At 47.0% G+C, this 13,686-nt stretch carries 12 protein-coding genes; 11 read left to right on the top strand and 1 reads right to left on the bottom strand.

Features of this window, described 5'->3' with window-relative positions:
- Positions 1-35 precede the first annotated feature (35 nt).
- From AT705_RS11995 to AT705_RS11980, 6 genes are all read left to right on the top strand, one after another.
- A complete protein-coding gene (locus tag AT705_RS11995) occupies positions 36-1,661 on the top strand; it encodes a cyclic peptide export ABC transporter (RefSeq protein WP_058796773.1) in 1,626 nt (541 codons plus the stop codon).
- Between the two features lie 15 nt (positions 1,662-1,676).
- Complete coding sequence (locus tag AT705_RS11990; RefSeq protein ID WP_058796772.1) at positions 1,677-1,877, top strand: hypothetical protein; 201 nt, start codon at positions 1,677-1,679, stop codon at positions 1,875-1,877.
- A 520-nt stretch (positions 1,878-2,397) separates the two neighbouring features.
- The gene (locus tag AT705_RS11985; RefSeq protein ID WP_058796771.1) at positions 2,398-4,533 is read left to right on the top strand and encodes a winged helix-turn-helix domain-containing protein; all 2,136 of its coding nucleotides are present in this window, start codon (positions 2,398-2,400) and stop codon (positions 4,531-4,533) included.
- Between the two features lie 189 nt (positions 4,534-4,722).
- On the top strand, positions 4,723-4,845 hold the full coding sequence (locus AT705_RS25965; protein ID WP_257721224.1) for a hypothetical protein: 123 nt from the start codon (positions 4,723-4,725) through the stop codon (positions 4,843-4,845).
- A 274-nt stretch (positions 4,846-5,119) separates the two neighbouring features.
- Positions 5,120-5,269: a hypothetical protein gene (locus AT705_RS25270; protein WP_157576776.1), complete on the top strand. Its 150-nt coding sequence runs from the start codon at positions 5,120-5,122 to the stop codon at positions 5,267-5,269.
- A 33-nt stretch (positions 5,270-5,302) separates the two neighbouring features.
- Complete coding sequence (locus AT705_RS11980) at positions 5,303-5,878, top strand: hypothetical protein (protein ID WP_157576774.1); 576 nt, start codon at positions 5,303-5,305, stop codon at positions 5,876-5,878.
- Positions 5,879-6,161: 283 nt separating this feature from the next.
- Here the strand turns inward: AT705_RS11980 and AT705_RS25265 are convergent, their stop codons facing one another.
- Complete coding sequence (locus AT705_RS25265) at positions 6,162-6,302, bottom strand: hypothetical protein (RefSeq protein WP_157576772.1); 141 nt, start codon at positions 6,300-6,302, stop codon at positions 6,162-6,164.
- 216 nt (positions 6,303-6,518) lie between these two features.
- Between AT705_RS25265 and AT705_RS25260 the strand changes: the two genes are divergently transcribed.
- From AT705_RS25260 to AT705_RS11955, 5 genes are all read left to right on the top strand, one after another.
- Positions 6,519-6,674 (top strand): hypothetical protein, encoded by a 156-nt coding sequence (locus AT705_RS25260; RefSeq protein ID WP_157576770.1) that lies wholly within the window; start codon positions 6,519-6,521, stop codon positions 6,672-6,674.
- Between the two features lie 666 nt (positions 6,675-7,340).
- The gene (glmU, locus tag AT705_RS11970) at positions 7,341-8,702 is read left to right on the top strand and encodes a bifunctional UDP-N-acetylglucosamine diphosphorylase/glucosamine-1-phosphate N-acetyltransferase GlmU (RefSeq protein ID WP_058796768.1); all 1,362 of its coding nucleotides are present in this window, start codon (positions 7,341-7,343) and stop codon (positions 8,700-8,702) included.
- A gap of 156 nt (positions 8,703-8,858) precedes the next feature.
- Positions 8,859-10,103 (top strand): HlyD family secretion protein, encoded by a 1,245-nt coding sequence (locus AT705_RS11965; protein ID WP_058796767.1) that lies wholly within the window; start codon positions 8,859-8,861, stop codon positions 10,101-10,103.
- A gap of 30 nt (positions 10,104-10,133) precedes the next feature.
- Positions 10,134-12,278, top strand: coding sequence for a peptidase domain-containing ABC transporter (locus AT705_RS11960; protein ID WP_058796766.1), 2,145 nt, complete (start codon positions 10,134-10,136; stop codon positions 12,276-12,278).
- A 183-nt stretch (positions 12,279-12,461) separates the two neighbouring features.
- Positions 12,462-13,676 carry a lanthionine synthetase C family protein gene (locus AT705_RS11955; protein WP_058796765.1) on the top strand — a complete coding sequence of 405 codons (1,215 nt, stop codon included), beginning with the start codon at positions 12,462-12,464 and terminating at the stop codon, positions 13,674-13,676.
- Positions 13,677-13,686: the final 10 nt, after the last annotated feature.

Raw genomic sequence — 13,686 nt, 5'->3', positions numbered from 1 at the left:
TCGGTCATGCGAGCCCCAAAAATAGCAGGTTTATTATGTTGCTTTACTATATTAAAAAATTTAAAAAAATCATGTTTTTATCGGGGCTCGCTAGCTTGTTCACAGCAGCAACATCGATAGCTTTGTTTCATATGATTGGGGAAAGTGGTGAGACGGGTTTTCAACCGCTTGAAGTAGTGGTGTTTGCCGTTTTAGTTGCTTTTTTACTGATGGCGTCGATGACAACGAGCTATTTCTTGTCTCAGTACAGTGCGGGGACGATCAACAGTGTACGTCAGAACCTGGTCAGCCGGATCCTGGGCACCGATTATGACAAACTGGAAAAAGCAGGCAGAGCCAGGCTCTACAATGTCCTGACTAACGACGTGAATGCCATTTCAGGGGCCTTGGCCGAAATGCCAGCGTTCATTTACAACAGCTTTTTATTGCTGGCCTGTTTTGGTTACTTGTTTGTGTTATCTGAAGTGATGTTTGGCATATTGGTGTTGGCTGCTTTCGTGTCATTTCTCATTACCAAAGTCGTGATGGCGAAGATCACACGTGCAGCGAATCAAATGCGAGAACATCAGGACCACGTATTTGAAGGCTACAAAGGGATATTAGATGGTGCCAAACAGCTTACGGTTAATAAGGACAGACGTCAGTACTTTTTCGAAAAGCGTCTGAAGCCGGTCATGACTGAACTACGCAGCAGTGAGCGTGAGTACGGATTTGCCTGGGATATTAACCGCAATATTAGTCAGGTGGTTATCTTTATTACCTTGGGCACCATAGTGGCAGTCAGCCATTATTTGCAGCGCACTGAATTAGTGATGAGCTATATCCTGATTGTGACTTACATCTCTGCACCGTTTGGGTATGTGATGAATCTGTGGCAAAACATTGCCAGAGCGAGAGTATCATTACAAAAAATAGAGTCTTTGCAGTTAGGCAGTGAGCAGGAGAACGGTGCTGAGCAAACTCACCAGCCACTCAGTGAAGACTGGCATGAGATTGCGTTTAAAGATGTGTCTTTTGCCTATGAATCTCAAGGAGAAGATACCGCATTTTCTTTGCCAAAGTTAAACCTGACGTTCAATCGAGGTGAAATCATCTTTATTACAGGCGGAAATGGCAGTGGTAAGTCGACCTTCTTGCATTTGTTGCTGGGACTATACACGCCGTCTAAAGGTGCAATCCAGGTCGATGATATGCCGGTCAGTGCGGCACAGCTTGATGAGTATCGTGCAAAAATAACCATGGTTCTGCCCGATTTCTATTTGTATCGTGAGCTGTTGGATGCAAACGGATCGCCAGCGAACGAAGAGAAGGCACGTACTTTGCTGGCGCAGTTCCAGCTGGATCACAAGCTAAACGTCGACAAAGAAGGGTTTTCAGCGACACAGTTTTCCCAGGGGCAACGCAAGCGTCTGGCTCTGATTGCGTCGATTTTGGAAGATAAGGATATTTATGTTTTAGATGAGTGGGCAGCCGATCAGGACCCTCATTTCAGAGCTTTATTTTATCAGGAGCTACTACCCTGGCTGAAGTCGCAAGGCAAAACGGTTATTGCTGTAACGCATGATGACAAGTATTTCCACCTTGCAGATCGCCATATCAAGTTTGATCAGGGGCAGGCACAAGAATTAACAGAAAAAAAATGCCATGAGCAAGCAGCATAAATAACAGGAGCACGTATGTTTGACTTTATAAAGGGCCGTAAAACGCCGGAAACACCCAAAGAAGAAGTGACTGTGATTGAAAGTGATGGCAGTGAGATCACTGTCAATGAAACTGAGCACACTGTTGATGGTAGGGTTGTAATAGAGCGGCATGTAACCGTTTCTCGGGGTCACGGAGGGCCACAGCCAGCTACCCCAACGCCTCCTTCCAAATAGTTTGTAAGACGGTACAAGGCAGGTGCTTTGTACCGTTAACTCATGCAGTTGCGCTTATCCCCTGTGGCTTGAGTACGACGTCACTAAATGGTGACAAGTCAGCTTTGACCACCCCTTTGGCACTTTTTACTCTTTGACTTTTCTGTTTTTTTTCTTCACCTTATTTTTAGAATCGAATGATCCACCTTGAGGTATTTGTACGATTGGAACATTGTGCGCTTACCTCAGAGGAGCGGAGAACAGGTTAACTATGATGAAACAGAGTGTTTAATGCGTTAGAAATTTGCTTTAATATTGCAAATCGTGACTTAGTTAGGCTGGGGTAAGCTAAACCAACCTATGCAGACCCCGGAGTTGCAGTGCGCACGACACGAGTTAGCTACCTGAATAAAGACGCTTGCCCTGATATCGCAAAGTTGCAGGAATGACCCTGAGATACTCTCATTACCCAGTCTCAGTTCAAGCTGCGACATAGGAAGATAAAAATACAATAAAGGTCTGATAAAAAAGCAGTTATGATATGAATGAAGCTAATTTTTCAAGGACTGTGAAAGAGGTGAGGTTTGGTGCCTGGACTTTGGACCCTAAACGACAGAGCATCACCGATGGCGAGGTAACCCGTGAACTCGAGCCTCTATTATTTAAAGTTCTCTGCTACTTAATTTTGAATAATGACCAGATCATTACCCGAGAAGACCTGGTTAATGATGTCTGGTGTCAAAAGTATGTTGATAATAATGCAATTAACCGGGCAATGTCAGAGCTGCGCAAAGTGCTCAAGTCGGATCGACAAAAGGGCCTGGTGGTAAAAACACACTATCGTAAAGGGTATAGTTTCTTCCTTGAACCGGAAGTGGTCTATCAGGATATTATTCCCCAGGCGAGTATCGCACCCGTTACAAAAAACCTGACTGACAGTCAGGTAAGTGCGCCAGTATCGGCAGCAAAAACCCCCTTAAGCAGCGTTTCGCAGTGGGCGGCCGTTTTTACCGCGGCGGTGTTACTGGTGGGTGGCGGCATGCTGGGGTTGTCGTATTCCTCATCTGACCCCGCTATTGTCGTTGAGGAGACAGAGTACACCGAGCAGCTGTTGTCCTGGATACCAGGTCGTTATACGCGAGCCAAAGTATCGCCAAATAATGATTATGTCGCGTTTTCTTTTTTGCCCGAAGGTACCCAGTCTCACAGCCTGATCATTAAGGAACTGAGAACCGGGCTGGAGAAAAAAATCAGTGAACTGGGTATCAATTTCTATCCTCTGGGTTGGTCTGCTGATTCGAGTAAGTTATTCTATCGTATGGGCGAAGGTGCAGACTGTGAGGTTTGGCAGGCTGAGCGAAACCTGACGGATAATAGCCGCTTTTTGTTTAAATGCGATGAGCCGATAGAGCGTGGCGCAGGCGTCGGCGGTGATGCGTTTGTTTATTCCAAATCCAACTATCGTGGACGCGAGCAACTGTCTGTGCTGATGAATTACGATTTTGCCACCGGTGAGGAGTTTCAGCTCACCTCTCCCAACTTAAACTCGTTTGGCGATATGTTTTTATTGTATGAATCTTCCCTCGACAGTGTCTTTTTCACACGTCGCCAGTACGACTCTTATGAACTCTATATGACAGATATGGAAGGGAGAAAACAAACCAAGCTCTATGAATCCAAAACGCCGATTTGGGAGCTGAGCTATAAAAGTGATGCCAATACACTCATGTGGTTTTGCAACGCGACAAATCGCATGTTTGAGTTTTCTATGGACACCTATGCCCTAGAAAGTAAGACTCAGCTGACTAATGAGAGCAACTATGCCAATGCATATCCTTTGTCTAAAGAGCAAGTGATTGCGGTTAAGTATCCGTATAAGCATGATATTTATGAGCTTAACCTGGCATCGACGACGCTTTCACCGCTCCTGGTGAGTGATGAGGTTAAGTTTTCCGGGTTTATGAAAGACGAGCAGGCACATTACTTTGCACTGGAACATGAAAAATGGCTCCTGAGAAAGAGTACGGATACGGGGTTATCCAGTATTGTCTACACCATTGGTAGCCCCCTGGATAGCTTTCCGTTAGTGAGTTTTGATATCCGCTCCGGGCAAACCCTGCTGGGTTTTGGGGAGCAACTCATGGTGTTTGATGAGCACTTTGATACACAGTTCTCAATTGAAGCACAGCGCTCGATTCTGGCTGCGGATATTTTACCGGGTGGTGATATCGGTTATATCGTCATTGACGAAGACCAGAAAAACAACCAATTTTATGTCTATTCACAGCAGAGCAAGGTGTCAAAAAGACTGCCAATAAAAGGGGCGGTCTGGTTTGCCCACCTTAATGAGACGCAACTGATCTATTTGTCGCAGAAAAATACATTGCATTACTTTGATTTGTCGACGGGTCTCATCAGCGATGAGATTGCCCTACCACAAAGCAGTAACACCCGGTTAGTGACGGACGGCACTGGGGAGATTTACTATTCAAATGGCAAGCAGGTCTATCACATGAAAGAGGGAGAATGGCAGTTGCTCTTTGACCTGGTGGATAAAACGGTGTTTTCTATGCATTACTCGACGGAGCGCAATGCGTTGATTCTGACGACGCTGGAAGGGGCGAATAATCATTTAATCAAGCTCGAAGCTGCGACTGCGCAACCCCCATCAATTTAATGCTATTGTGTAACTTGTAGCATGGCTGGACCTGGTCATGCTACGAGTCACGTCGAAAACGAACGACGCGCTTTTCACCGATCCCACTAACACGTACCTGCACACCCGCCAAAACCACGCCAAGATATCCCCTTCGGGTATCAAAAACACGGTGCTAAATTTGCGCTGTTCGATACTCAAGGTATCACCATGTGGGATAGAGATCTTGCCCTGAAAACCCTGGGGATGTTGGTGCTTGCCGGATTAAGTGGCCGGGTTCGTTCGACCCAAGAAAGAGTCGGGCATGCGGTTTCGTACTCGTCTGGCTTGTAATTTTGTGGGGTAACACCGCGAAATGAAGCTGCTTCAGATATTATGGTTTGATATTAAATTGAAAAAAAACAAATAAATCATGATCTTGAGCTTGAACATTATGACCGCTTTATAAGCTTTGATAACTTCTTAAATTGCAGCTCTTCGGGTACTGTTTTAATTGTCATCACAGCAAAGTACGCCGTTAATCGCACAGGTATGGCGGCATAAAACAAATAAGAAGTTGTGAGTCAACGACGCCATTTTTGATTTTAATAAGTGTGAGGAAAATACAATGAAATTTAAAGTGCAGAAAAAAGAGCTCAAAAACCTGAACGAAAAAAAATCACTGAATGCTCAACACACACGTCTGATTGGAGGTGGTGCTCAGGATAAGGCGCCCGATCCAATTACCAATACCAGTCATTTTACAGTTCAAGATTAATTGCCACTGCAAGACTCATAAGAAAGGGCATGGATGAAGTTCTTAGTATGCATGATTGGTGGGCTGGTACTTATCTCAACTGAGGCGTGGCCGCAAAGCTTTTTGGGCAAGCTGACGGTGGGCGCGCCCAGACATCAGTATCATTTTGCTACTTCAAGTGGAAAAGCTTTGGATCATCTGGTTAAACTCGACCAGATTGTCTCAAAGGGTGAGCCTTTGTTGCGCTACCAGGAAGTAGGATCCACCAAGGAGGGTGTCAGGCTCATTCTGGCTGGCTCACAAGGAGTGGTCACGGAACTGAATTCGAGCACCTGGGTTGTCAAAGGTGAGCTTCTTGCTAAGTTACTGACACCCAAGCTATTAGGTATATTTGAGCCTGAACATGGCGCGGCCGTGACCGCGCGAGCGCTGTGGTTTTGTCACGCTGGTAGTGGGTTCGAAGTGAGGGTGAGTTATGAAAGTCGTGGCAAAGTGTTTGTTACCCTGCATATGAATGAATACGTCATAGAGGTCAGTGAGCTATTCAAAAATGAGAAAAGCGCGACGCTGTTTACCAGCCCTGCCCAGTGTCACAAACAGCGAGATGTCAGCCTTGGTGCTGGAAAATAATCGTGATCATGCGCTGATGTATCTGGCGGCCCATACGGCAGGTGATTCGCACGCCATACTATTCAATACTGAGATCGCTCTGGCGGACGGCCCTTCCTGGTGTGATTGTCATCGCGTCACTTTGCTGGGTCTGTTTCCACTATCTTTTGCCGTGCCAGCCTTTCTGCCTCACTGATAATTAGCCAAAGCCAGAGCATATGAAGTCCCTCGATTAGTTGTCGTGCAACAACGTAAAGTGCTGTCTTGATTTACGTTGTGAACTGACCGTTGTTATGACATCCCATTACGACTTGATGCAATGCGCCCGGGATGCACGACCGTATGAAGAGCACAAATCGCTGTTGTTTTTCCCCGGAACCTGGCCGTCAACGCATCGAGCAAATGACCCTGCTTGCAGCGCATTTTGCGTCATTGCCTTATGCATTCAACCACGCATTTAAGCGGTATTCTTCTTGCCGGATAAAGACCTTCATCAGGCTGTTTATGAAGGCCATATTTAAACATTATGGCGCTTTATGTTGTAGATTTAAGTTTTTGAAAAATTTATTTATTTCTGTTTTTTCAATCGTTTGACTCACTGTGTGTGATTACGTAGCTTGGGGGGGGTTTACAAGCAAATATCAATAACAGGAGGCAGACAATGCTCAAGTTTAAAAAGAAAGTAATGAAAAGCTTGGTGGGTAAGGAGTGTCATATCGGGTTGACTAAAAATGTGGCCGGTGGTCATGATTTTCCGCCCAGTGCATTTCGTGGCTGTCAGTCTAACGATAGTTTCGCGCAAGATCTGCAAAACTAAAATTCTATGCTGAGCTGGTTACGACAAGCCCGGACACAGCAGGCAGGTGGGAACCCCATGTTGTATGGCCCGCGTGCCGTTACTTAAATGAGGTGAAATATGAATTTAACGCGTGAACAAGCGCTTTATGTAATGGGTGGCACCAATACTGAAAAGAAAGACTTTTCAAAAATTGAGTGTGATCTTTAACTAACCAAAAAGGAAAATAAAATGAAAGTCATTGAAAATAAAGCATTACTTACACTGGTTGCTGGTGGCATCGATGAAGGCGGTTGCATCTTGTTCCCGCCGCATGGTCTGAAATAGCCCCCAGCCCTGTGTGAAATGAGCAGCCATCAGTGGCTGTGACTCAAGCCGTAGAGATTGCTGTGCGGCTTTTTTAATGCGATTTCAGGAGTCCATATATAACGCACTGTGGTGCTTTGAATGGGTGAAAAAGCACTGAATAACCTTGGGAGAGTTGTGCCATGCTCTGCCTGGGTTGTGGTTGCTTTGTGACGTTTTAACGGGAAAGAAGTGAATCACGCGTAATTTATCAGTTATTGTGGTTTGGTTCTTATAATACAGCAAAAAGGTGGTTACAATTGCGCCCAGTAGAAAGTCTCGATTGCATAACTCCGTACCCACGGGCGGATTAGTGGAAAAGATAATTAAGGATTCTGTTCAATGGCACTGACAACAGTAATATTAGCCGCGGGCAAAGGCACTCGCATGCGTTCAAAGTTACCCAAAGTACTTCATCCTGTCGCAGGTCGGCCGATGGTACAGCATGTAATTGATAATGCGATCTCATTGGGCGCGAGCACGACTAATCTGGTGTGTGGCCATGGTGCACAGCAGTTACAACAGGCGTTGAGCCACAATGAGGTAAACTGGGTACATCAAGCTGAACAATTGGGTACTGGCCATGCGGTTGCAGTGGCCAAAGAGCATATTGCTGATGATGACACAGTGCTGATTTTATATGGAGACGTACCGCTAACGCGTCTGTCTACATTGCAGCGCTTGCTGGATGTGACACCGGAAAAAGGGTTGGCCGTGCTAACGGTAAACCTTGATAACCCGATGGGTTATGGCCGTATGTTGCGTGAGAATGGCAAGTTGGTAGGCATTGTTGAGCAAAAAGATGCCACCCCAGAGCAACTGGCAATTCAAGAGATCAACACCGGTATCATGGCTGCCAATGGTAGATTACTGAAAACCTGGCTGGGTAAGTTGTCAAACAACAATGCACAAGGCGAATATTACCTCACTGACATCGTGGCGATGGCCCATCAGGATGGTGTTGAAATTACTTCTGCGCAACCCGATGATGCGATGGAAGTGGAAGGTGCGAATAACCGTGTACAGCTTGCGGCTTTGGAACGGGCTTACCAGGGGTGGCAAGCAGAGACCCTGATGTTAAATGGTGCCAGCCTGGCGGATCCAAGCCGCATTGATGTGCGTGGTGAGGTGAAAACTGGTCAGGACGTTCAAATTGATGTGAACGTGGTGTTCGAAGGACAAGTTGAGCTGGGTGATGATGTGGTCATCGGGCCAAACTGTGTATTGAAAAACTGTCAGATTGGTAACGGCGTTGTCATTAAAGCTAATACGCTGATTGAAGATGCAACGGTAGGTGACGCGTGCACGCTAGGCCCATTTGCGCGACTGCGCCCAGGTGCCGTGATGGAAACAGACTCGCACGTTGGTAACTTTGTTGAGATGAAAAAATCGCGTCTGGGTAAAGGGTCCAAAGCAAACCACTTAACCTATCTGGGCGATGCTGAGATTGGTGAAAAGGTCAACATTGGTGCCGGCACTATCACCTGTAATTATGATGGCGTCAATAAATCAAAAACCATCATTGGTGACGGTGCGTTTATTGGCTCAAACTCTTCGCTTGTTGCACCCGTTGAGATTGGCAAGACAGCAACAATTGGCGCCGGCTCTGTGATCACCACCAAAGTGGCCGATGAAGAACTGGCGATTGCCAGAAGTAAGCAGCGTAACATTGGTAACTGGCAAAGACCGGTTAAAAAAGGCTGATGAAACGGGGGCTTAAGCTCCCGTTTTTGATTCTGGGTTAGTGTATTTTTCAGACACACTATCGTTAGTTCCTTTCTGCAGGTCAAAGTGGTACATTACGGAGAGTTAATTAAAATTTAACAATAAAAAACTCAAACAATCGGGTGTTAGTTAATTATGGAAAATCTCTTTAGAAAAGAAGTATTAGAGAGTAAAAGACACCGGCTAGAAGGAGCTGTAAGTTTAGTTCAACCACCCGTGTTCAAGACACTGGCTTTACTTATCCTGATCGTCGTTGTTATAAGCATTATTTTTCTTGCCAGTGGCAGTTACGCGCGCAAAGAACGCGTCTCTGGTGTCATAGAGCCCAATACCGGCATTCTCAAGCTGGTTGCCCCACAAACCGGGATTATTGCTGAAGTATTGGTATCTGAAGGGGACTATGTGGAAGCGGATCAGCCCCTGTTGCGGGTTGCATCAGCGAAGCACAGTACTCAGTCACTGGAGCTCAATCAGGCATTGCTCAATCAGTATAATTTTCAGTTGCGTAACTTGCAGCAGCAGATCACGCAGCAAAAACGTCAACAAGTACTTGAACTGACGGAGCTCAGGCAACAAAAAGCCACCGCAGAAGCGCGTTTAAAAGAGCTGGATAGTCAGGCGAGTACGTTCGAAAAACGGCTCCAGTTGAATCAGCAGATGGTGGGTCAGATAAGTACCCTCAAAGGCACCGGTTATATTTCTGAGCTGGAGTTACAGCGACAAAAAGACACTTTGCTGTCGTTACAGCAGCAGGCTTCCAGCATCCAGTCGGAACGGCTGACATTGGCATCGCAAATCCAACAATACGACACCGACCTGGAAAAACTGCCATTACAGCATAATGAGCGCCTCAGTCAGCTGGAATCCCAGCAGGCAGATCTACAGATCCAGTTGTCATCGGTTGAACAACAACGCCTTGGGGAATTGCGTGCACCGAAAGCTGGTGTGGTCACAGGGTTGCTCGGTAAAGTGGGTAAGAGTGTCAATGCAGGACAAAATCTGCTGAGTATTTTGCCGCAAGGCAGTCAGATGCAGGCGATCATTTATGTGCCGACGTCGTCATTTGGCTTTATCAACCTCGGTCAGGAAACCAAATTGCGTTACCACGCGTTTCCATACGAGAAGTTTGGTATCTACAACGGCACCATTGAGCAGGTCAGTAACAGTGTGATACTGCCAGATGAAACCAGCACGCCGGGTGTGATACAGCAGCCCGCTTATCGGGTTGTGGTGTCGCTGGAAGCACAGCAGATCACCGCTTATGGCAAGGCGACACCACTGCGGGCTGGAATGATGCTCGATGCCGATATCATTGTCGAAGAACGCTCTTTATTGCGTTGGTTATTTGATCCCGTGTTTAGTATTAAAGGACAGCTGTAGGCTGCAACTACAAGAATAAAAAGGCTTTTTATGCACGTTGAAGACGAATCACCGGTACAGCAGTTACAGTTCTGGTCAAGGAAGTCACTGCCTGTCATTTTGCAATCTGAGGCCGCCGAATGTGGCCTTGCCAGTCTCGCCATGGTGGCCGCATATCATGGCTATCACAGCGATCTTACCTCACTAAGGCAAAAGTTCAGTATTTCCATCGAAGGGGCAACCCTGCTGGATATTATGCATTTTGCTGAGAAGCTGGAAATGAGTTCACGGCCTTTACGCATTGAACTCGAAGATCTCGATGCACTGCAAACTCCCTGCATCCTGCACTGGGATATGAATCACTTTGTGGTGCTGAAAAAGGCCAACGAAAAGCGCATCGTGATCCATGACCCAGCGTCGGGCGAAAAAACGTATACCATGGCGGAGGCGTCCAAGCACTTCACCGGTGTGGCACTTGAGCTGACCCCGACCAAGAGCTTTGAAAAGAAAGAAAAGAAACCGAGTTTACAGTTCTCGGATTTCTGGAGTCGTATCACTGGCCTGAAACGGTCACTGACGCTGATTTTCTTATTGTCTATTTTACTGCAAGTGTTCACCCTAGCAGCCCCATATTATATTCAGTTGGTGATCGATGATGTGGTTTTAACCGGGGATACAAACTTGTTAACTGTACTGGCCACCGGCTTTTTCCTGGTGCTAGTATTTGAAATCGCCACCAATGCGTTGCGGGGCTTTACCTTGCTGCACTTTGGCAACCAGATGAATATTCAGCTCGGTGCAAACCTCTTCCACCATCTAGTGCGGCTGCCGATTTCGTATTTTGAAAAACGTCATATGGGTGACGTTGTGTCTCGTTTTGGTTCATTGCAGCAGGTAAAGCAAATTCTCACCACCGGGGTGATCGAGGCCATCATTGACGGACTGATGGCTGTCATCACACTGGCCATGATTTTCTTTTATAGCCCCACTTTATCAGCGGTGGTCTTAGCGGCAGTAATAGCCTATGCCATTGTGCGTATTGCCATGTACCGACCGTTTCGCAATATCAGCGAGCAAGAGATTATGGCGCGCGCGGAAGAAAACTCCAACTTCATGGAAACCGTGCGAGGCATTCAGACAATCAAACTGTTTGGCTCTGAAGTAAAACGCGAAGGTCAGTGGCAAAACCGCTATGCCAATGCCATTAATCAAAGCATTCGCTTGGGTAACTTTCAGATTGGCTACGACGCCATCAACCGGGCGTTGTTTGGCATTGAGAACATCCTGGTGGTGTATTTGGCGGCGCACTTAGTGCTGGATGGTGGTTTCAGTACCGGGATGTTGTTTGCGTTTATGTCGTATAAGCGCCAATTTATGGATAAAACAGCCAACCTGATTGAGAAGCTTATTGAATTTAAAATGGTCGGGCTGCACTTTGACCGTATCGCGGATATCGCATTAACCGACAAGGAGATCCTTCAACCTGATCAGGTCAAACAACACCAGGTAAAGGGTCAGATCGAGTTACGTAATATCAGCTTTGCGTATTCCGATGCGACCCCGAATGTACTGAATGATCTTAACCTGACCATCGAAGAGGGCGAATCAGTGGCGATCACAGGCCCTTCTGGTTGTGGTAAATCGACCCTGTTGAAAATTATGTTAGGCCTGAATCTGCCAAAAAGCGGTGAGATACTGATTGACGGCGTACCTATGGAGCAGATTGGTGCACGTCAGTATCGTCAGCAAATTGCCGCCGTGATGCAGGACGATGAGCTCCTGTCCGGCTCCGTGGCGGATAACATCGCCTTTTTTGATACACCGATAGATATGGAGCGGGTGGTTTATTGCGCCCAACTTGCCGCGATCCATGATGATATCAGCCAGATGCCGATGAACTACGACAGTCTGATTGGGGACATGGGTTCGAGCCTGTCTGGAGGTCAGAAGCAGCGTATTATTCTGGCGCGTGCGTTGTATAAACAGCCTAAAATTTTGTTTATGGATGAAGCAACCAGTCATTTAGATACCAACCTGGAATCAGACATCAATGAAGCGGTGTCGCGCCTGGATATTACCCGGGTGATTATTGCACACCGTAAAGAAACCATCGCGTCCGCAGATCGGGAAGTCAGACTGAAGAAAGCAGACATACCGGACCCTTATGCACAAGAGGAAGAATCAGTCTGTGAATAAGGCCACGTTGTATTGTTTTTAATATGTAAAAATTATGAGTGGTTACGGTTGAGCAGGCGGATATTTTAGGTTAACGTCAAACAAGGCTACATAGGTACAAACGGGGAAGCACGCATTATGGGTGCGTGCTTACCGGCGCCGACACGATAACAATAACGAAAGACGAATAGATTAAGGATGAACATGGCAGAACAATTTTCATTGTCGACACAGCAGCGGGACACCATCAATACCCTCCTTGCAATTATTACAGACAAAGTCAGCACCAGCGTACGAGACGCCGATTTACCCCATGGCTTGCTGAGCGGGTTAGCAGGTCAGCTGCTGTTTTTATATAAAGCTTATGAGTATGATGCGAGTCTGGTTGACGAAGCGCTGTTTACCGAGAAGCTGGAAGCGCTCCAGGAAGGATTGGATCAGCAGAGTTTTGAGATGAGTAATGGTCTGGCGGGACAAGCCTGGCTGCTGGAGTACCTTAATCAGGCCGATCCTGAAAATTACGACCCGGAGCTACTGGAAGAAGTCGACGAGTTATTCCGCGAGTCTCTGGACCATCAACCGTGGCAGGGTGAAATCGAAATGGTACTGGGACTGTCCGGGTTTGCACCTTATGCCTCCCGTCGTGCTAAGCAGTCTGATCAAACGGCCCTGTATGGTGTGATTGTCAGTGGCCTGGAAAGCACCGCCACTCGGTTTGACAATGGCCATATCACCTGGTCACAACCACAAGAGTCAGTTTATCGCTTTAACAAAGATGAACCCACTGAGCCTGAGTATAACCTCGGCCTGGCACACGGTGTGCCGGGGATCATTGCGGCGTTGTTACCCGCAGTGCAGATCCCGGCGTTGAAAGAACGGGTGACAACCCTGTTACTGGGCGCCTGTGACTGGCTGTTAGAGCAGCAAAGTACGGACTGCACTTCGCATTCGTGTTTTGGTTCCAGCGCAGGGGGCGAGCACCACTCACGCCTGGGCTGGTGTTATGGTGATCTGACCATTGCCATGACTCTGGCACGGGTCGGCCAGCAGCTGGACCGTCCGAGTTATGTTGAGCGGGCACTTGAAATCGGCTTGCACGCTGCCGGGCGCGATGAGCAGTCTGGCCATATTACCGATGCCGGCCTTTGTCATGGTTTCTATGGTATGGCGGTGATTTATCAGATCCTGAATCAACTCATGCCGCACCCTCGCTTCGTTCAGGCAATGCAATACTGGGTTGATTATTCTCTTCGGCAATACACCGAGCGGGGTGTTGAATCTCTGTACTCGTACAACGGCTTAGATAAGGCATACAACGAAGATTTCGGGTTTCTCATGGGGTATGCCGGCATAGGCCTGGCTTTAACCTCTTTATTTGATGACGACACAGGTTGGGTTGATTGTTTGTTAATGGCATAGGGAGTGAGTG

It is taken from the genome of Pseudoalteromonas rubra, from assembly GCF_001482385.1.
In the GTDB taxonomy this organism is placed as follows: domain Bacteria; phylum Pseudomonadota; class Gammaproteobacteria; order Enterobacterales; family Alteromonadaceae; genus Pseudoalteromonas; species Pseudoalteromonas ardens.
This window is presented reverse-complemented; position numbering and strand designations above follow the sequence as displayed.

Excerpts from the sequence above, each read along its gene's own strand:
- AT705_RS11995 (WP_058796773.1), top strand. The coding sequence starts at position 36 with ATGTTGCTTTACTATATTAAAAAATTTAAAAAAATCATGTTTTTATCG.
- AT705_RS11990 (WP_058796772.1), top strand. The coding sequence starts at position 1,677 with ATGTTTGACTTTATAAAGGGCCGTAAAACGCCGGAAACACCCAAAGAA.
- AT705_RS11985 (WP_058796771.1), top strand. The coding sequence starts at position 2,398 with ATGAATGAAGCTAATTTTTCAAGGACTGTGAAAGAGGTGAGGTTTGGT.
- AT705_RS25965 (WP_257721224.1), top strand. The coding sequence starts at position 4,723 with ATGTGGGATAGAGATCTTGCCCTGAAAACCCTGGGGATGTTGGTGCTT.
- AT705_RS25270 (WP_157576776.1), top strand. The coding sequence starts at position 5,120 with ATGAAATTTAAAGTGCAGAAAAAAGAGCTCAAAAACCTGAACGAAAAA.
- AT705_RS11980 (WP_157576774.1), top strand. The coding sequence starts at position 5,303 with ATGAAGTTCTTAGTATGCATGATTGGTGGGCTGGTACTTATCTCAACT.
- AT705_RS25265 (WP_157576772.1), bottom strand. The coding sequence starts at position 6,302 with ATGCATAAGGCAATGACGCAAAATGCGCTGCAAGCAGGGTCATTTGCT.
- AT705_RS25260 (WP_157576770.1), top strand. The coding sequence starts at position 6,519 with ATGCTCAAGTTTAAAAAGAAAGTAATGAAAAGCTTGGTGGGTAAGGAG.
- glmU (WP_058796768.1), top strand. The coding sequence starts at position 7,341 with ATGGCACTGACAACAGTAATATTAGCCGCGGGCAAAGGCACTCGCATG.
- AT705_RS11965 (WP_058796767.1), top strand. The coding sequence starts at position 8,859 with ATGGAAAATCTCTTTAGAAAAGAAGTATTAGAGAGTAAAAGACACCGG.
- AT705_RS11960 (WP_058796766.1), top strand. The coding sequence starts at position 10,134 with ATGCACGTTGAAGACGAATCACCGGTACAGCAGTTACAGTTCTGGTCA.
- AT705_RS11955 (WP_058796765.1), top strand. The coding sequence starts at position 12,462 with ATGGCAGAACAATTTTCATTGTCGACACAGCAGCGGGACACCATCAAT.